The organism is Providencia sp. 6390 (assembly GCF_058148425.1).
The window spans coordinates 226627-246915 of the sequence record NZ_JBYVYL010000002.1 but is presented as its reverse complement, the minus strand read 5'-3'; the positions used below and the strand labels follow the sequence as shown (position 1 = coordinate 246915).

Below are 20289 nucleotides of genomic sequence, written 5' to 3'. Positions count from 1 at the left end.
TTAAAAAATAGACACAGCTAACTACCCAGCCATACAAATGTATGATCATTAAAATGAAAAGTAATTAGCTGTGCTCTATATTCGTTATACTTCAAATTATCGTTAAGGTATAAGTGAGACTACACTGCGTTCGTCGAGTCACATAGCCATCTATGCTTCTTGTCTATCTTCACGTGTCGCCTGCCTATACTTCGAATTATTTAGAGTATATTAAACTGAGTTATTCTTGAGATACAATCTCTGCACTTGTATTATTTACCGTACTACTTTCAATCGGAATGATGAGATTGGCATGGTTCCCTTTAGGGCCAATATTAATGCTAAAATTGACCCTCTGACCAGCCTTAAGTGTCCTGTACCCATCCATTTGTATACAGGAGTAATGAGCAAAGATATCTTCACCCCCATTTTCTGGGCAGATGAAACCAAAGCCTTTGGCATTGTTGAACCATTTAACTGTACCTGTCTCCATACATCGTCCTTCGTATTTACAAGTTGTGTTTGACATAAATGCGTAAATGCTACGCATCGACTAAGTATAATTACCCATATTGACTGTCTGCAAATCATACTGTAGTGAATTGACCTAGGACGTCAAGAGATCAGTTTACGGATTTATGGCGAAGTGATAAAAATTTGATATGGTTAACGCTCTCTCTTTTGCAAACTTTGAAGGAGATCACAGAATATTGGGCATATCGGTTATTTTAAATTGCGTGTTACACTGTCAAGATGGTGGATCAATAATTGATAAGCTAAATGATTCCCGCCTTGTTTTAGTGTTATCGTGATTAATAGAAATCATTGATAATAAAGGCTATGCTTAATTGAACTTTAACTCTGAGCACGACAAGTAATGAGCGATTTTTTTGGTACATTTAAAACAGACGTCATTTTTAAGGATGAAGTGGAGCAAGTTTTACAGCCCCCTTCAATGTATAAAGTTCTATTAAATAATGATGATTACACTCCAATGGATTTTGTTGTTGAAGTGTTACAAAAATACTTTTCTTTTGATGAAGAACGCGCTACACAGATAATGTTAGATGTCCATTTTCAGGGGAAGGGTGTTTGCGGTATTTTTACAGCAGAGGTTGCTGAAACAAAAGCAGCACAGGTTAATACCTACGCACGCGAACATGAATATCCTCTGCTTTGCACGATAGAAAAAGTGTGAATTGGCTTAATATCAATTTTGGGAGGTGCTTATGCTCAATCAAGAACTGGAGCTTAGTCTAAACGTCGCATTTGCAAAAGCGAAAGACAATCGACATGAATTTATGACCGTGGAGCACCTATTGCTAGCGTTATTGAGTAATACGTCTGCTCGTGAGGCATTAGATGCTTGTAAAGTTGATCTTGTTGTTCTTCGGCAAGAGCTTGAGCACTTTATTGCGCAAACCACACCCTTACTGCCAGAAAATGATAACCGTGATACCCAGCCAACGTTGAGTTTTCAACGGGTTTTACAGCGCGCCGTCTTCCATGTGCAATCATCAGGCCGCAGTGAAGTGAATGGGGCGAACGTGTTGATCGCGATATTCAGTGAACAAGAGTCTCAAGCGGCTTATTTATTGCGCAAACACGATGTTAGCCGCTTAGATGTGGTGAACTTTATTTCTCATGGCACCATTAAAGGTGAAGATAACTCTCCACCAGAGCAAGATGCGTCTAGTAATCAGGCTAGTAATGAAGAACAGCCTGTTTCTGATGACCATATGGATAATTTTACCACCAACCTTAACCAGCAGGCTAAACAAGGGAAAATTGACCCACTGGTTGGGCGTCAGGCTGAATTAGAAAGAACCATTCAAGTGTTATGTCGTCGCCGTAAAAATAATCCATTATTAGTCGGCGAGTCGGGGGTCGGCAAAACCGCTATTGCAGAAGGCTTGGCATGGCGCATTGAGCAAGACGATGTTCCTGAAGTGATGAAAGGCTGCACTATCTATTCATTAGATATTGGTTCATTGCTGGCAGGGACAAAATATCGTGGTGATTTTGAAAAACGTTTTAAATCATTGTTAAAAATGCTGGAAAAAGACAGCAAAAGTATCCTGTTTATTGATGAAATCCATACTATTATCGGTGCTGGTGCCGCTTCTGGTGGCCAAGTTGATGCGGCGAACTTAATTAAGCCATTACTATCAGGTGGTCGTATTCGCGTGATTGGCTCAACCACTTATCAAGAATTCAGTAATATTTTTGAGAAAGACCGAGCACTTGCTCGCCGCTTCCAAAAAATTGATATCGTAGAGCCAACTGCGGAGGAAACGGTTCGCATCATTAATGGTTTGAAACCGAAATACGAGTCACACCATGATGTACGCTATACAGCGAAGGCGATTCAGGCCGCTGTAGATTTATCGGTTAAATACATTACCGATAGGCATTTACCGGATAAAGCGATTGATGTGATTGATGAAGCAGGCGCTAGAACTCGTTTGGTTGCGCCAAGCAAACGTAAGAAAACTATTGGTGTTCCTGAAATTGAATCAGTGGTTGCTCGTATTGCTCGGATCCCTGAAAAAACGGTCTCGTCTAGTGATAAAGATCGTCTGAAAACACTCGATGCACGCTTGAAAATGTTAGTATTCGGGCAAGATAATGCTATTGCTGCATTAACTGAAGCGATCAAAATGAGTCGTGCCGGTCTGGGGCAAGAACATAAACCCGTTGGCTCGTTCTTATTTGCTGGCCCGACAGGGGTTGGTAAAACTGAGGTCACCGTTCAGCTATCTAAAGCACTTGATATTAAGTTGTTACGGTTTGATATGTCTGAATACATGGAGCGCCATACAGTAAGTCGTTTGATTGGTGCACCTCCTGGCTATGTTGGTTTTGATCAAGGCGGTTTACTGACGGATGCGGTAATTAAACATCCACATTCTGTAGTGCTACTTGATGAAATTGAGAAGGCACACCCAGATGTGTTTAACATCCTGCTGCAAGTGATGGATCATGGTACTCTGACAGACAATAATGGCCGTAAGGCTGATTTTCGTAATGTGATCTTGGTGATGACCACCAACGCAGGCGTGCAAGAGACACAGCGTCGCTCGATTGGTTTCGCCGATCAAGATAACAGCACGGATGCAATGTCTGAAATTAAGAAAACGTTCTCACCTGAGTTTCGTAACCGTCTTGATGGCATTATTTGGTTCAATTCGTTATCGGTTGAAATCATCACTCAAGTGGTAGATAAGTTTATCGTTGAGTTACAAGCTCAATTAGATGAGAAAGGAGTTTCAATTGAAGTGAGCCAAGCGGCACGTCGTTGGTTATGCGAAAAAGGTTATGATAAGGCGATGGGAGCCCGACCTATGGCCCGCGTCATTCAAGATAACTTGAAAAAACCACTCGCAAATGAGTTACTGTTTGGCTCGTTAACGAATGGCGGCTCGGTCAGTATCGGGCTTGATGAAAAAAGTAACACACTGACATATAGCTTCAGTAGCGTGCACAAGGCCTCCCCGGAGGATGCAGTATTCTGATCAATAGACCACAGGTGTGTTGTGAAAAATTCACACCACCTGTGGCTATATCAGGCCCTACCTGAAGTAATAGAATCAGCGGCTACGGAAAACAATACGGCCTTTCTCTAGGTCGTATGGGGTTAACTCTACAGTTACCTTGTCGCCTGTCAGGATGCGGATATAGTTTTTACGCATTTTACCAGAAATATGAGCAATCACCGTGTGACCGTTTTCCAGTTCAACTTTAAACATTGTGTTTGGCAGGGTATCAATTACAGTGCCCTGCATTTCAATATTATCTTCTTTGGCCATCTAATCCTCTAAGTCTAATAACCATGGTTTTTAACGGGCAAGATAATGCCCAAAAACCCTCACTAAGTAAAGAAATGTCGCATTTTAAAGCGATTTTTCTTGAGCAGTAAGTGCATAAAATAACTAAAAACCAAAATTCATCACGTGAATAATGGTGGCATTTCAATCGATTGCGGTAACCAGCAGGCGGGGTCAATCGCTTTGTTACGCCACCGATAAAGAATATGTAAAAAGTCCCGACGGGATATTTCTTTTGCGCCTAATGAGGCGGTGTGGTGGTTAAGTACCTGACAATCAAAAAGCTGCCCATTATAGCGCAAAAAATGAAAATAGAATGTAATAAAAGCAACTTTAGATGCATCATCCATTCTACTGAACATCGATTCACCACAAAATAGGTGCCCCATGTTCACGCCATATAGGCCGCCAACCAGCTCTTCACCATACCAAGCTTCTACAGAATGCGCGATGCCTTGTTGATGTAATGCTTGATACCCTGCGCGAACTTCAGGCAAAATCCATGTGCCTTCTTGCCGTATTGAACAAGCTTCTATCACATCCTTAAATGCGTGGTTAATGGTGACGCGATATTTTTGCTTTTTCAATAGTTTTTTCATGGTACGGCTAATATGTAATTCACCGACCATTAAAACGGCTCGAGGATCCGGTGACCACCATAATGGCATCTCACCGGGGTTGAACCATGGGAAAATACCATCGTAATAGGCCGCATTAAGGCGTTCAGGCGATAAATCACCGCCAATAGCTAATAAGCCGTTAGGCTCCCGCATTGCCTCGTGGACTGGCGGGAACAATATGGAATCATCATCCAACTGATACATGATGAGCCTCAAACAGCCTGTTGTTGCAAATGACGCTGGCGAAATTGAAAATAGCGGCCTTTTGAGTCTAAAAGCGCTTGATGCGAGCCTTGCTCAACAATTTCACCATTATCCATCACACAAATCATATCCATATGCTCTAAGCCTTGCATACGATGAGTGATCACAACTAACGTTTTATTGACACATTTTTCTTTGAGTAAGGTGAGGATCTGCTGCTCAGTTTGTGCATCAAGACCTTCAGTTGGCTCATCCATTAAAATTAATGGTGCATCATGCAATAAGGCTCTGGCAATCCCTAAACGACGTTGCTCTCCACCTGATAGCTGTCTACCACCTTCACCCATCCATGCGTTTAGCTTCTGTTCATTTTCCAGCAGATTACTAAGACCTACTTGCTCTAGAATTTCATTGAGCTGTTTATCTGTGGCTTTATCATTGGCTAGCAACAGGTTATTGCGCAATGTATCACTAAACACATGCACTCGTTGAGGCACAACAGACATGATAGAGCGCAGTGCTTGTTCATTGTAGTCGCTGATATTACGTCCATTCAGTTTGATTGAACCACTGTTAACATCCCATGCTCGAGTGAGTAGCTGTAATAACGTAGACTTACCACAACCTGTTTTTCCCAATAATGCAAGGTGCTGGCCTTGTTGTAATGTCAGTGAAACCTGATTTAAAACAGCGAATGGCTGTTCAGGGTAGGTAAACGAAATATTATCTAGCACAAGGCTATCTAATTGAGTCAGCGAGAGCCCCTCGGTTGGGAAAGTTACCTCAGGTTTGGCGTCGATTAATTGTGATACGCGTTCTGCGGAAGCAATGACTTGCCCCATATGTTGGAATGCGACGGCGACAGGGCCAAGTGTTTCGAAGGCTGCTAAGGCACAAAAAACAAATAAGGCAATAAGCGCGCCGGGGTTGGTATTACCACCAACATGATCCGCTGCCATCCATAAAAGCAATGTTGCAGTGAAACCGGATGCAAATAAAATGATCGCTTGAGACAGCCCTGTTAGGTTAGCTTGCTGTTGCTGGCGGACTTGCCATTGTTCTTCAATATTTGATAGCGCTTGACGAAAACGAGGGAGGGCACCAAATAAGGTCAGCTCTGCCTGCCCTTGTAGCGCAGAAGTGAGTACTGTACGGTAATGGGCACGTAATACCGTGAGTTCTTGACCAATAGGTTTACCTGCACGATAAAACACAAAAGGCAATGTGAACAGGAGGAATAGCATGACACAGCCAAGTGTCCACGCTAAGCGAGGATCAAGAAAGCTTAATCCAAAAATGAGAACGAAAATGACCACAAATGCTGCAAAAATCGGTGATAAAACACGTAAGTATAGGTGATCTAACGTCTCAACATCGGCAACAAGGCGGTTAAGAATTTCGCCTTGGCGGAAACGGCTGATCCCTCCGGGGGATAGCGGCAATATTTTACTAAATGCGAATACACGCAAGTGAGCCAGCACCCGAAATGTGGCATCGTGGCTAACTAAACGCTCCGCATAGCGGCCAGCAGTACGGAAAATTGCGGCTCCACGTACCCCTGCGGCGGGTAGCATATAGTTAAAATAATACAACCCTGGGAAACCTGCGATTGCTGCACCTGCTAAGAACCAGCCTGATAAGGTCAATAAGCCAATACTGGCGAGTAAGGTGACAATGGCTAAGATCATTCCTAATAAGATCAAAAACCAATGGCGGCGATAAAGGGCTAAAAAGGGTAATAGAACTCGCATTATCAAAGCTCCTCACTACGGTGAGCCAATAAGCGGGCGAATGGCCCTTCAGATTGGCTCAATTCTGTATAATTACCACGCTGTATTATTTGCCCATTGGACATGACCCAAATTTGATCATAATCCACGGTTTCTTCCAGTAAATGTGTCACCATAATCGTTGTTTGTTGCTGGGCTAGCTTATTTAGTGTGTGCATGACACGCTGCTCACTATGAGCATCAAGACTGGCTGCGGGTTCATCAAGGAGTAAAATGCGTGATGGCTTTAACAGCGTCCGCGCGACAGCTACTCGCTGTGCTTGTCCAACAGAAAGCCTCGCTGCGTAATCACCTAAACGAGTATTCAATCCATCGGGTAGCATAGGTAAAAATTCAGAGACATAGGCATCATCAATAGCCTGTGTTATTTCTGCTGCTGTAGCTTCGGGTTTACCTAAACAGATGTTTTCAACCAATGTTTGCTCAGGTAAATGCGGGTTTTGACCAACCCAGCCAATGAGTTCACGCCATTTCTCACTACAAAGTTGGTTGAGTTCATCACCGTTAATCTTAATCGAACCTTGATAGGGTAAAAAACCAAGTAATAAATTAAGTAAGGAGCTTTTACCTGCGCCACTTTGCCCAACCAACGCAATACGTTGTTGAGGTTCGATGGTAAAATCGAGAGGTCCAACTAATCGTTGGCCATCATGAGAAAAAATTTCTAATCCTTCGGCTTGAATATGGATAGGGCTATCCTGTGGTGCTTTATCACCCATTTTAGTTTTTTTCTCACCATCACTTTCTAGCAAAGTCACTAAGCTTTCTGCTGCGCCAACGGCTTGTGCTTTGGCATGATAATAGGTGCCTAAATCGCGTAATGGCTGGAAAAATTCAGGGGATAAAATTAAAGCGAGAAAACCAGCAAACAAGGTGACGGGTAAGCCATAACTACCAAAACTTAATTCACCAAGATAGGAAAAACCAAAATAGACCGCCACAATCGCAATGGAAATCGATGCAAAGAATTCTAAAACGCCAGAAGAAAGGAATGCCATACGCAGCACTTCCATGGTTCTAGAGCGGAAGTCTTCGGTAGATTCACGAATTTGCGCGACTTCTGCTTTTTCACGAAAGAATAAACGCAAAGTATCTAGCCCACGTAGTCTATCTAAAAAGCTACCGCTAAGGCGACCTAAGGCGACAAAGTTGCGGCGGTTAGCATCAGCGGCACCGAGCCCGACTAAAGCCATAAAAATTGGGATAAGGGGAGCTGTTGCAAATAAGATCAACGCCGCTGCCCAGTTAAATGGGAAGATGGCAATTAAGATCATAATAGGAATGATACCTGCAAGGTACATTTGTGGAAGATAGCGTGAATAGTACTCTTGCATATCTTCAATTTGCTCAAGGACAATGGTAGCCCAGCTACCCGCTGGCTTTCCTTTCACCCACACTGGTCCTAAGTCTTGCAGCTTATCTAATACCAGTGTACGCACTTCTTGGCGTACAACCTGACCGCAGCGAAAACCGACCTGTTCTCTAATCACAGTCACGAGCGCACGTAGCGCAAACACGACCAATAGTAAGATAAATGAGGTGATCAATTGTTCTCGAGGAATATGTTCCATAATCAGTGCTTGTAGTATCACCGCCAAGAACCAAGCTTGCGCGATAATCAGTAAGCCACTCACAACGCCTAATAGCATAGAAATGCGTAACCAGCGTTTTGCTGACGTACTATGCTGTTTCAACCAACGTACCAATTCAGTCTGTCTTGTTTTATCCATAATGATTAGTGTGCAGGTGTAGTTTTATTGAGAATGTACCGTGCGCTAAACGTACGGTAACTTGAAGAACGACGAGTATAGCAGCTTCTTTATCATTTGTTACATAATAAAAGCCTGTTATTAAATTAGTACAGTGGGTTGTTAGTGAATTGTTTTTTAAAGGTAAAAATATGGTTGTGAGATAACTCGTTTCTACAAAAGAATCGTTATTCTATTTTTTTTAAATTATTTTATCTAATTTATAAATGCCAAATGTAATGTGTGTTATTTAAATGAATGTCATTTATTTTTCAATATTTATTTGGTTATTGAAGTTTCTCTTATATATATGTTTTTAATCGTTTTAAAGTTAATTTTGACGCCGTCATATTTTATATTGGCAGCCTGTCAATCAACAAGTAATCAGCATGGCAATACATTTATCATGAAATTATTCTAAATTTTTATTGTTCAGTTTGTCAGCAAAATTCGCCGTAAACCTTCGCCCAATGCGGGTGGAGAGATAAGGTGACTTATAATACGGAACGGGGAAAACCACACTTTTATCCCGTTTCGTCAATAAAATAAGGCACCGCCATTTGCGGTGCCCTATGAAAGAAGTTTACTAATAAAAACTATTTATTATCAGTTAAGCCATCAAGATAGCGTTCTGCATCTAGGGCAGCCATACAACCGGTACCCGCAGAGGTAATCGCTTGGCGGTATATATGATCCATAACATCACCGGCCGCAAATACACCAGGAACAGAGGTTTGCGTTGCATTACCATGCGTTCCTGACTGAACAGTAATATAACCATTCTCAAGATCGAGCTGGCCTTCAAAGATGCCTGTATTTGGGCTGTGGCCGATAGCAATAAATGCTCCCATAACTTGTAGTTCTTCAGTTTCATCTGTTTTAGTACTGCGTAAACGTACACCCGTTACGCCCATCTCATCACCCAGAACTTCATCCAGCGTCCGATCAGTGTGCAGAGTGATATTGCCGTTTTTCACTTTATCCATTAAGCGATCAACTAAGATTTTTTCTGCACGGAAGCTATCACGGCGGTGAATTAAGTGCACTTCTGATGCGATGTTCGATAAATACAGCGCTTCTTCAACGGCAGTATTACCACCACCAACGACAACAACTTTTTGATTACGGTAGAAAAAACCATCACAAGTGGCACAAGCAGAAACACCACGTCCTTTAAACGCTTCTTCTGATGGCAAACCGATATAACGCGCAGAAGCACCTGTTGCGATAATTAAGGCATCACAAGTATATTCAGTTTCATCGCCAAACAAGCGGAAAGGGCGTTGCTGAAGGTCAACTTTATTAATGTGGTCTGAAATGATTTCAGTTTGGAATTTAGTCGCATGTTCGTACATACGATCCATTAAGCCAGGACCTGTTAGGCCTTCAGGATCACCCGGCCAGTTTTCAACTTCAGTGGTTGTTGTTAACTGACCACCTTTTTCCACCCCAGTAATCAGCGCTGGACTCAAATTTGCACGTGCAGCATAGACAGCTGCTGTGTATCCTGCTGGCCCTGAACCCAAAATGATTAACTTGCGATGTGTGGCTGTGCTCATGAATACCTCGTTTTTAATCCAAAAAATAGCAATAATGGGATTGTAGGAGAATTGGCTAGTTAAAAAAAGGGATTTAACTGCTAACTCGATTATGGTTGGCCTATTTTTGCGATAGATGATAGTCATTAAAGTGAAAATTTACCATGGCAAGTATGTCCGTATCACACGGTAATATTTTTAGGAATATTCTTGAAACCTGCCGGCGAAACGTTTGAATAGAAAAAAAAGCGAAATCTTGTACTGATTTTTATTCATTTGCTTTGACAATCGGCTGTGCATTTGCGAAAACATCTATGTAAGAGTTAATTATCTAGCAGGCCAATGTAAACGGTGCATTTTTGTTCTTGCCGGAAAGTTAACTTTACAACACTTATAACTTAACAAACAGGTAATCATTGTGGGCAGGTTTTCTGTTCACGTCGATTTCAGCATTGCGCATAAAATTTGCTCCTGAACACGAATACCTAAATAAATAAAGTATGAGCGAGGATGGTGCTGTTTTATAGGTGTGGAAAATAACAACTAGAGAAAGAGAGATAAAGAGATGATTGACAATAAAAAGCGTCCAGGAAAAGACCTCGACCGTATTGATAGGAATATACTTAACGAACTTCAGAAAGATGGACGTATTTCGAACGTAGAATTATCTAAACGTGTTGGTTTATCACCAACGCCATGTTTGGAGCGTGTTCGTCGTCTGGAAAGACAAGGGTTTATTTCTGGCTATACCGCATTACTGAACCCTCATTACTTAGATGCATCATTACTGGTTTTCGTTGAAATTACCTTAAACCGTGGTGCACCAGATGTGTTTGAACAGTTCAATACTGCAGTTCAAAAACTGGAAGAAATTCAAGAGTGTCACCTTGTTTCTGGTGATTTTGATTATCTGTTGAAAACGCGTGTGCCAGATATGTCCGCTTACCGTAAATTACTTGGAGAGACTCTGCTGCGTCTGCCAGGTGTAAACGATACTCGTACATATGTAGTTATGGAAGAAGTTAAGCAAAGTAACCGTCTGGTTATCAAAACACGCTAACAGCCTTCGATAGTCTCATTTCTGCACAACATAAGCTTTTGTTGTCGCACTGCAGTTTCAACGCTGAGTTTACTCAGCGTTGTTCCGTTTTAGGGGCAAACCTCCGCTTTACTGTCACTTTCTTAGGCCGAGTTTCTACAAGACAGTAGCAAGTCGGTATGATTTTTTCTGAATATATCCTAAATAAACCTAATTTTTGATTTCAATCTATTGATATTAAAGGTATAAATAATTAAGATTTTTAACGTTAAATAGAAATTGAATCCTCAACTGTAAGATGAAATACTGCATCTTGCAGTGTCTATAGTCGTTTAATTTGCCATAGTGGCAACAAGTCACGCATAACTAGGTGATTGGTGCTAGAATGGCTTTCACTATTCCGCTTATCAGCATTGCGAATTTTTGTTAATTCATCTCGATATTGGTGACACCATCGTTCAGAAAGTAAAGAAACAGTAATGAGCCAAGAATATACAGAAGACAAACACATCCGGTTTAAAAAACTCAGTAGTGGAAGACGGCTACTTGAGGTCATTTTGCTCGCTATTTGCTTAAGCGCCATTTTCTTAATGGTTGCGTTGGTGAGTTTTAGCCCTTCTGATCCGAGTTGGTCGCAAACTACATGGAATGCACCCGTGAAAAACTTAGGGGGCAGTGTTGGCTCATGGAGTGCAGACATCCTCTTTTCTGCATTTGGGATATTAGCGTTTGCCATTCCTATTCTACTGTTATTAGGCTGTTGGGCGATTTACCATTATGAAAGCCAGCGTCGCTATATCGATTTCTTTTCGCTCTCACTGCGGCTGATAGGCGGCTTAGCGCTGATTTTGTCATCATGTGGGCTGGCGGCACTTAACTTTGATGATTTACCAAACTTCTCTTCGGGAGGGGTGATTGGTAGCGTGTTCAGTAATGCCATCATGCCATGGTTTAATTCCTTAGGCGCAACATTGGCATTATTGTTTTTATGGGCAATTAGTTTCACTTTATTTACTGGCTGGTCATGGCTCACCATCGCAGAGAAAATTGGTGCAGCAGTATTGATCCCACTGACATTAGCCACTAATCGCGCACGCGGTGACGATAATGATGATTATGATGTTGAAGAGACAGAAGGTGCGCTACAACGCGCCCAAGAGGCTGAGCGTCAAGCGCTAGATGACATGCAGGTTGATAGCGATGATGTGTTATTTTCTGCGCCAACAATTAGTGAGTTGGCTACCACAGAAGTGGTGGCTGATGAGCCTTCTGTTGAAACTGTGCCTGTTGAAACTATCTCTCCAACAGTGCCAGTCGCCCAAGCAAGTGTCGCTGAACCAGAAGAAGAGCTACCATCATTCACTGCATCTGAGTCACAAGAATCTTATCATTTTGAAGTACCTGATGATTATCAGCCTGTTTTATATGATAGAGATTTTCAATTTAAAAATGTTGAATCTGAGCAACCGGCAGCTCAAGCAGACGATTATGGTTATCAGCCAACCGAAAATGATATTGTCAACGACAGTGCAAATCATCCAGTTAATAATACCCGTATCGAAACAACGCGTTGGGATAATCCAAACCAAGCACCATCGGCGCCAACAAGTCGTCAAAGTACTGCGGCAACGATGTCATCAATGCCAACGTCTTCTGTTAGCGATGCAGTGGTACAGGCAAGTGGCCAATCGGTCGCTGATAGGGTGGCGGATCCAGCTGCATTAGCGGCGGCTGGTATTTCAGTCGCTGCGCTTGAACGCCATGCACAAGTGAAGCAAAACCTTGAGCCTGAATTACCTCGCCCAAACCCTGTGCGTTTGCCAACGCGTAGGGAGTTGTATGGCATTCGTATCCCATCTCAACGTGACGCTGAGTTGCAACGTCGCAAAGAAGAAGCAGAACAACGCGAGCAAGTTTATCAGCAGTGGTCTGCGACTGATGAAAGCACTCATCAAACACAAGATGATGATGTTGAACAAGAAAATATGCTAAGAGAGCAGTTCTTGCAGCAACAACGTGAGCGTTATGGTTCAGATGAGGATTCAAATAATGATCTCGTTGAACCGACTTTTTCACCGAGTGTGCAGGTTCAGACGCAACCTGAGGAAATTGAGCCTGTTGTTCCTCACTATACACAACCTGAGATTGAACATCGTTGGCCTTCTGCCGTGTCACCAACTGAACAAGTCGAACCTCAAACGCATCAGTTTAGGCATGTTGAAAATGATTTTTCAGCGCCGAATGAATACGAAGAAGCCGATTATCGAACTGAGCCAAAGTTTGATTTCAGTGAACATATTTCTGTTTTAGATAGTTTTTCACCTGTTGATGATTTGGTAAATGATGAGCCAACCGATCCATTGTTTATGCCATCATTTAGTACAACTGCAACAACGAGTTCACCAAGTCATTTCCAAGGGGAAAATTTAAGTAGAAATGTGACGTCAGTACTGGATATTCCAAGTCACCAAGGTCACACTTTCGCGCCGCAACAGCCGCAACAGCCGCAACAGCCGCAACAGCCGCAACAGCCGCAACAGCCGCAACAGCCGCAACAGCCGCAACAGCCGCAACAGCCGCAACAGCCGCAACAGCCGCAACAGCCGCAACAAGTACAACAACCGCAGCAGGACAGTTTGTTCCATCCATTCTTGGTGCGTAATGATCAGCCTTTGCCAAAACCAACAACACCGATGCCATCATTAGACCTATTGGCTAGCCCTCCCTCACAAGAGGAGCCTGTCGATATGTTTAAACTAGAGCAGACCGCTCGGTTGATTGAGGCTCGCTTAAATGATTATCGTGTCAAAGCTGAAGTGGTTGGCTTCTCTCCGGGGCCAGTTATCACGCGCTTTGAACTTGATTTAGCACCGGGGGTAAAAGCGGCTCGTATTTCCACTTTATCTCGAGATCTGGCGCGCTCACTTTCTACTACGGCGGTGAGGGTGGTCGAGGTGATCCCAGGTAAGCCTTATGTGGGGCTTGAGTTACCTAATGAAAAACGTCAAACCGTTTATTTAAGAGAAGTATTAGATTGTGAGCAATTTAGGCACAATTCATCACCATTGACGATGGTATTAGGTAAAGATATCGAAGGTGACCCTGTTATTGCCGATTTGGCTAAAATGCCTCACTTATTAGTCGCAGGGACCACCGGTTCAGGTAAATCGGTTGGGGTCAATGCGATGATCCTGAGCATTTTGTATAAATCGAAGCCTGAAGATGTGCGTTTTATCATGATCGACCCGAAAATGTTGGAGCTTTCAATTTATGAAGGGATCCCACATTTGCTCACTGAAGTTGTGACGGATATGAAAGATGCCGCCAATGCATTGCGTTGGTGTGTCAATGAAATGGAGCGTCGCTATAAATTGATGTCAGCGCTTGGTGTGCGTAACCTCGCAGGTTATAACGATAAAATTAAAGCTGCCGAAGAAATGGGGCGCCCAATACCTGATCCGCATTGGAAACCAAGTGACAGCATGGAAATGGAACATCCAATGCTGAAAAAAGAGCCATATATTGTGGTGATGGTTGATGAGTTTGCTGATCTGATGATGACAGCAGGTAAAAAAGTTGAAGAGTTGATTGCTCGACTGGCGCAAAAAGCGCGTGCTGCGGGTATTCACCTTGTTTTAGCCACTCAACGCCCATCTGTTGATATTATTACTGGTTTAATTAAAGCTAACATCCCAACTCGAATTGCATTTACGGTTTCAAGCAAAATTGACTCACGCACTATTCTTGATCAAGGTGGTGCAGAGTCATTGTTAGGTATGGGGGATATGCTGTATCTGCCACCTAACTCATCAATTCCAGTGCGCGTTCACGGTGCATTTGTGCGAGACCAAGAAGTACATGCCGTCGTGAATGATTGGAAAGCGCGTGGTCGTCCTCAGTATATCGATAGCATTACGAAATGCAGTGAAGAAAGTGAAGGCGGCGGGTATGATGGTGCTGATGAAGAGCTGGATCCATTATTCGACCAAGCGGTAGAGTTTGTGGTTGATAAACAACGCGTATCAATTTCAGGGGTTCAGCGCCAATTCAGAATTGGTTATAACCGAGCTGCTCGTATTGTTGAGCAAATGGAAGCACAAGGTATTGTCAGTGAGCCGGGGCATAATGGTAACCGTGAGGTGCTTTCTCCACGGCAAGCTGATTACTAGTAAAGGCATAATGCCTATTTAGGTATCAACAAAAGGTCTTTGTTCGATGAAAAAAATGATGTTATTGGGTGCTTTAGCCTTGAGTTTACATATCGGCTCAGTACTAGCTGATGCTAGCCAAGACCTTCAGGAACGCCTGAATAAGGTCAATAGCTTCCACGCTAGCTTTTCCCAAAAAGTAACCAGTCCTGAAGGTGATTTAATACAGGAAGGGGTCGGTGAACTTTGGCTGCAACGCCCTAATTTATTTAATTGGAATATGACATCACCTGATGAAAGTGTATTGGTTTCAGATGGTAAAAACTTATGGTTTTATAATCCTTTTGTTGAACAAGTTACCGTCACTAAGCTGGCGGATGCAACACAAGATACACCATTTTTACTGATTACTCGCAACAACCCGTTAGATTGGAAACAATACTCAATCATTCAACAGGGCAATACATTTGATTTGAAACCTAAGCTGACCAACGGCACGTTAAAACGTTTCTCAATTACTGTTTCTCCAGAAGGAACGATTGAAAAATTTGCGGCGGTTGAGCAAGATGGGCAAACCAGTGCTTATCAGCTGAAAGAACAAAAAAATGGTAACGTTGATAAAAGTAAATTTACTTTTACGGTACCGAAAGGCGTCACATTAGATGACCAACGCTCTGGTGGTAAATAAGAGGAAATAGTGGGTAACCTGTCTCTCGATTTTTCACAAAATGAATTTCAACCTCTGGCTGCGCGTATGCGCCCAGAGGTACTTGAACAGTATATAGGCCAAAAACATTTACTTGCCGAGGGTAAACCGCTTCCTCGTGCGATAAAAGCAGGCCATTTGCACTCAATGATTTTGTGGGGGCCGCCGGGGACAGGTAAAACGACACTGGCTGAAATTATTGGCCATTATGCGCAAGCGGATATTGAACGCATCTCTGCGGTGACATCAGGTATTAAAGAGATCCGCGAGTCCATCGAAAAAGCACGGCAAAATCGCAGTGCTGGTCGTCGAACCATACTGTTTGTTGATGAAGTTCATCGCTTTAACAAAAGCCAGCAAGATGCTTTTTTACCTCATATTGAAGACGGTACAATTACTTTTATTGGTGCAACAACAGAAAACCCTTCTTTTGAATTGAATTCAGCATTGTTGTCTCGTGCGCGAGTTTATTTGCTTAAGTCACTCGATGTCAGTGATATCGAAGAAGTGTTATTACAAGCAATGGGTGATACGCAGCGTGGTTTTGGCGGGCAAAATATCATCTTACCTGATAGTACACGCAAACTCATTGCTGAGTTGGTTAATGGTGATGCGAGGCGCTCACTTAACCTGCTTGAAATGATGGCAGACATGGCGGAAAGTGACAGCCATGGTCAACGGATCCTCACTGCTGAGTTACTCAAAGAGGTCAGTGGTGAACGAACGGCTCGTTTTGATAACAAAGGCGATCGCTATTACGACTTAATTTCAGCCTTGCATAAATCCGTTCGTGGTTCAGCGCCTGATGCGGCTTTGTATTGGTATGCGCGCATTATTACTGCTGGTGGTGATCCTCTGTATGTTGCTCGTCGTTTGTTAGCCATTGCGTCTGAGGATGTCGGTAATGCAGATCCACGAGCGATGCAAGTGGCTATCTCAGCGTGGGATTGCTTTACTCGGGTGGGGCCTGCTGAAGGTGAAAGAGCGATAGCTCAAGCGATTGTTTACTTAGCTTGTGCACCTAAAAGTAATGCGGTTTATACGGCCTATAAAGCTGCAATAGCTGATGCGCAAATGCAGCCTGATTATGACGTGCCAGCTCACTTGCGTAATGCCCCAACTAAACTAATGAAAGAGTTGGGAGCAGGCAAAGAGTATCGCTATGCACATGATGAAGACAATGCCTACGCTGCGGGTGAAGTGTATTTCCCTCCTGAAATGCAGCATACTCAGTATTACCACCCAACAAATCGTGGTTTAGAAGGCAAAATAGCCGAAAAATTAAACTGGTTAGCGCAGCAGGATCAAAATAGCTCAACAAAACGCTATCGCTAATGTGGGCAATGCGGTAAGGTTATAACGCAATATTTTTTTATAAATTTTAAGCCACTGAAGTAGTATACTCTAAATAATTCAAGGTACAGTTAGGCGACAAGTGAATGAGTCGCTAGGAGCATACACAAGTATGTGACTGGCGCGAGTGGGCGTAGTTAACAACACTGTGACTTGAAGTATGACGAGTATAGAGGTTTGAAATGGTGTGAAGAGGGTAACGCCGGAGCGCGTTGTACCTCATTTCGTATTTACTAACAATAATCACAGGATAAGCATGCTCGATCCCAATTTACTGCGTACGGAGCTAGACGCGGTTGCTGAAAAACTGGCTCGCAGGGGTTTTACCCTTGATGTGGAAAAGCTGCGTGAATTAGAAGAACGCCGCAAAGTTTTACAAGTTGAAACTGAATCCCTGCAAGCAGACCGTAACTCGCGATCGAAAACCATTGGTGCAGCTAAGGCGCGTGGTGAAGATATCGAGCCTCTGCGTCAAGAAGTTAACCTATTAGGCGAAAAATTGGATGCGGCTAAGATCGCATTAGATAAGCTGCAACAAGAAATCCGTGATATTGCATTAAGTATCCCGAATATGCCTGATGATGCAGTTCCTGATGGTAAAGATGATTCAGATAACGTTGAGGTTGCCCGTTGGGGTGAGCCTCGTCAGTATGATTTTGACGTTAAAGATCACGTTAGCCTTGGTGAGTTAGCGGGTGGGCTAGATTTCCCAGCAGCGGTAAAACTGACAGGTGCACGTTTTGTGGTGATGAAAGGGCAAATTGCTCGTTTACACCGTGCACTTGCGCAGTTCATGTTGGACTTACATACAGAGCAACATGGTTACCAAGAACTGTATGTTCCTTATCTGGTTAACCATGACACGCTGTACGGCACAGGCCAATTACCAAAATTTGGTGAAGACCTATTCCATACTAAGCCACTGGAAGAAGAAGCAGAAAGTACTTATGCATTGATCCCAACTGCAGAAGTGCCAGTGACTAACTTGGTGCGTGACGAAATTTTAGATGAAGATGCTTTACCACTGAAAATGACGGCACATACGCCATGCTTCCGTTCAGAGGCTGGCTCTTATGGGCGCGATACTCGTGGCCTGATCCGTATGCACCAGTTTGATAAAGTTGAATTAGTCCAAGTTGTTCATCCTGAAAAATCGATGGAAGCATTGGAAGAGTTGACGGGGCATGCTGAAAAAGTATTGCAATTACTGAAATTGCCTTATCGCAAAGTGATCCTATGTACGGGTGATATTGGTTTTGGTGCTCGTAAAACCTACGACTTAGAAGTTTGGTTACCAGCCCAAAATACGTATCGTGAGATCTCATCATGTTCTAACATGTGGGATTTCCAAGCTCGCCGTATGCAAGCGCGCTTCCGTAGCAAGGGTGATAAGAAAACTCAGCTTGTTCATACTTTGAATGGTTCAGGTCTTGCGGTTGGCCGTACTTTAGTTGCTGTGCTGGAAAACTACCAGTTGGCAGATGGCCGCATTGAAGTGCCAGAAGTATTACGTCCGTATATGAAAGGTCTTGAATATATAGGCTAATCAATTTATTGATCCTCGGTTAATAACACGGAGCGGGAAAAATCTCGCTCCGTCAATAAATTAAATCACCAGTGACTGCTTTTCGCCATAAACAGCGAAGCTTCCCACCTCTCAGAACAATACCGTTTGTACCTTGGATTTACGCTTCCCTCCATGGCTGAGACGACGAGCCCCGTTGCCTGTAATGCCTGTTTCCGTATATTATTATGATGAAAGGCTACTCCGTTAAGCGCTCAGCATAGATCTCTGGCGGAGTTTCTCCGGAAAAGACACCGTATCAGTCAGCGGATCGTCCATTTGTTGGGCAACTATTGGGGGCACTTCGGCCTTCTAGGTTTTTCGCCTTATCTCTTCGTTCGCATTGAGTAAAGGTTTACGGCAGATTTGGCTAAAAAATGGCCATTCAAGCTGTAGGATAAAGTTTTTGCGAAATTAAACAGTATCCTCTTTGATGAATTAGCTCCTGAAGGCTATCTACTATTCCCCCATAAGACTCCATCAGATCATGGCAAAATGATGGTGTCGCTTTCTTATTGAGACTCTCTCTGGCAATTTACTTATGGCTAATAATCGATATCGCGCAACCGTGGATCTTGAAACACCGATACCACCATACTGGTGAATTTAGTGATATCTAGGTAATTATTGTCTGTACGATAGACCAGCTCAATTTTGAAATCATTAAACTCTCTGGCTAGCTGATGGATCTTTATTTTGCTCTTAACTTCACTACTGATAGAGCAACGTGACACCAAAGATACCCCTTTATCGGCAGCTATGCTTGAAAACAGGACAGGGTATGATCCGCATTCAACTAAGCGTTTAGGTGTAATATTGCCTTCATTGAACAGCATATTGAAGCTGCGTATTAATGTTGCACATTTTTTACTACTCAGTAAAAAGACTTTTCCATCCAGACTGGAGATGTCAGTTATCGTTGGTTGATTTTTTTCAGTGATGAGGACTAGTTCGCTGGAAAGTAATATAGACCGTGCATGCTGTGCGTTGGAAAAGCCAGCGCCAATGATGACTGCATCAAATTCATTTTTATCATAGGCGCTGAGCAAGCTGGTTGTATTGCCGATTGAAACATCGATGTTCCAACCTAGCTCTTGGCCTAAATCAATTAAGGAGCTAATAATATAAGGTGGTAAGCATTCAATTATTCCGACCTTTATGGTCAATTGATTACTTTTAGAGTAAGAAATGTTGTTTTTGCAATCATCTGCTAGATTCAGAATTTTAAGCGCATACTCATAAAGTATCTGACCTTGTGCAGTAGGAGTACATCCCTCGGTTTTTCTGTCTAATAAGGTGGTATCTAGGTTGTCCTCCAAAGTTCGTATTCGATAAGAAATGCTTGATTGTACTCGATTCAAACGCTCCGCAGCTCGGGTTATATTCCCTGTCTCCACGACTGTCACGAAAGCAAGAAGTTCACTTAGCTTCATTTGAGACCTCATCCTAAAGGTTATCTTAATGTTTCGATAATGCTTATCAATTGTGATGCTTTGTTTGTGATTACATTCCTAATTGTCACTATAGGTTATGTCGGCTGTTGATAGTAACTGTACGGATGATGTGGCATCAATGTACATATTTTTTATTATCTAGTATGTCCTAAATCTCTAATCTATCGGTAACGCTTGGTTAAGTATCATTAAAGTATCAATATTTTCGATAAATCCCTCGATTTTATTCGTTGGTTTTTTATTACCATACTGATTACGATTATTACCAATAAGGCCGGTTATTTTTAATAATCAATGTATTACATTTTTTTGCTTTTCG

The 20289-nt window shown here is 42.7% G+C and carries 14 protein-coding genes; 7 read left to right on the top strand and 7 right to left on the bottom strand.

Annotated features, from left to right (window positions below):
* Window positions 1-220: 220 nt before the first annotated feature.
* The gene (cspD, locus tag AC3Z9T_RS06310; protein WP_490125358.1) at window positions 221-472 is read right to left on the bottom strand and encodes a cold shock-like protein CspD; all 252 of its coding nucleotides are present in this window, start codon (window positions 470-472) and stop codon (window positions 221-223) included.
* 384 nt (window positions 473-856) lie between these two features.
* Between cspD and clpS the strand changes: the two genes are divergently transcribed.
* A complete protein-coding gene (gene clpS, locus AC3Z9T_RS06305) occupies window positions 857-1177 on the top strand; it encodes an ATP-dependent Clp protease adapter ClpS (protein WP_490125357.1) in 321 nt (106 codons plus the stop codon).
* Between the two features lie 31 nt (window positions 1178-1208).
* Window positions 1209-3494, top strand: coding sequence for an ATP-dependent Clp protease ATP-binding subunit ClpA (gene clpA, locus AC3Z9T_RS06300; RefSeq protein WP_490125356.1), 2286 nt, complete (start codon window positions 1209-1211; stop codon window positions 3492-3494).
* 75 nt (window positions 3495-3569) lie between these two features.
* On the opposite strand, the gene infA is transcribed toward clpA, so the two are convergent.
* From infA to trxB, 5 genes are all read right to left on the bottom strand, one after another.
* Window positions 3570-3788: a translation initiation factor IF-1 gene (infA, locus tag AC3Z9T_RS06295; protein ID WP_490125355.1), complete on the bottom strand. Its 219-nt coding sequence runs from the start codon at window positions 3786-3788 to the stop codon at window positions 3570-3572.
* Window positions 3789-3928: 140 nt separating this feature from the next.
* The gene (gene aat / locus AC3Z9T_RS06290; RefSeq protein ID WP_490125354.1) at window positions 3929-4630 is read right to left on the bottom strand and encodes a leucyl/phenylalanyl-tRNA--protein transferase; all 702 of its coding nucleotides are present in this window, start codon (window positions 4628-4630) and stop codon (window positions 3929-3931) included.
* 8 nt (window positions 4631-4638) lie between these two features.
* Window positions 4639-6381 (bottom strand): heme ABC transporter ATP-binding protein/permease CydC, encoded by a 1743-nt coding sequence (gene cydC, locus AC3Z9T_RS06285; RefSeq protein ID WP_490125353.1) that lies wholly within the window; start codon window positions 6379-6381, stop codon window positions 4639-4641.
* 2 nt (window positions 6382-6383) lie between these two features.
* The gene (cydD, locus tag AC3Z9T_RS06280; RefSeq protein WP_490125352.1) at window positions 6384-8150 is read right to left on the bottom strand and encodes a heme ABC transporter permease/ATP-binding protein CydD; all 1767 of its coding nucleotides are present in this window, start codon (window positions 8148-8150) and stop codon (window positions 6384-6386) included.
* Window positions 8151-8764: 614 nt separating this feature from the next.
* Complete coding sequence (gene trxB / locus AC3Z9T_RS06275) at window positions 8765-9727, bottom strand: thioredoxin-disulfide reductase (RefSeq protein WP_490125351.1); 963 nt, start codon at window positions 9725-9727, stop codon at window positions 8765-8767.
* Between the two features lie 544 nt (window positions 9728-10271).
* Here trxB and lrp point away from each other — a divergent pair.
* The 5 genes from lrp to serS all read left to right on the top strand — a co-directional run bounded on the left by lrp (window position 10272) and on the right by serS (window position 18498).
* Window positions 10272-10766: a leucine-responsive transcriptional regulator Lrp gene (lrp, locus tag AC3Z9T_RS06270; RefSeq protein ID WP_004918089.1), complete on the top strand. Its 495-nt coding sequence runs from the start codon at window positions 10272-10274 to the stop codon at window positions 10764-10766.
* A gap of 458 nt (window positions 10767-11224) precedes the next feature.
* On the top strand, window positions 11225-14914 hold the full coding sequence (locus AC3Z9T_RS06265) for a DNA translocase FtsK 4TM domain-containing protein (RefSeq protein WP_490125350.1): 3690 nt from the start codon (window positions 11225-11227) through the stop codon (window positions 14912-14914).
* A gap of 46 nt (window positions 14915-14960) precedes the next feature.
* Window positions 14961-15581: an outer membrane lipoprotein periplasmic chaperone LolA gene (gene lolA, locus AC3Z9T_RS06260; RefSeq protein ID WP_490125349.1), complete on the top strand. Its 621-nt coding sequence runs from the start codon at window positions 14961-14963 to the stop codon at window positions 15579-15581.
* Between the two features lie 9 nt (window positions 15582-15590).
* Entirely contained in the window at window positions 15591-16934 is a 1344-nt protein-coding gene (locus tag AC3Z9T_RS06255) for a replication-associated recombination protein A (RefSeq protein ID WP_490125348.1), read from the top strand.
* Window positions 16935-17208: 274 nt separating this feature from the next.
* On the top strand, window positions 17209-18498 hold the full coding sequence (gene serS / locus AC3Z9T_RS06250; protein WP_490125347.1) for a serine--tRNA ligase: 1290 nt from the start codon (window positions 17209-17211) through the stop codon (window positions 18496-18498).
* A 563-nt stretch (window positions 18499-19061) separates the two neighbouring features.
* Here serS and AC3Z9T_RS06245 read toward each other — a convergent pair.
* The gene (locus AC3Z9T_RS06245) at window positions 19062-19949 is read right to left on the bottom strand and encodes a LysR family transcriptional regulator (RefSeq protein ID WP_490125346.1); all 888 of its coding nucleotides are present in this window, start codon (window positions 19947-19949) and stop codon (window positions 19062-19064) included.
* Between the last annotated feature and the right edge of the window lie 340 nt (window positions 19950-20289).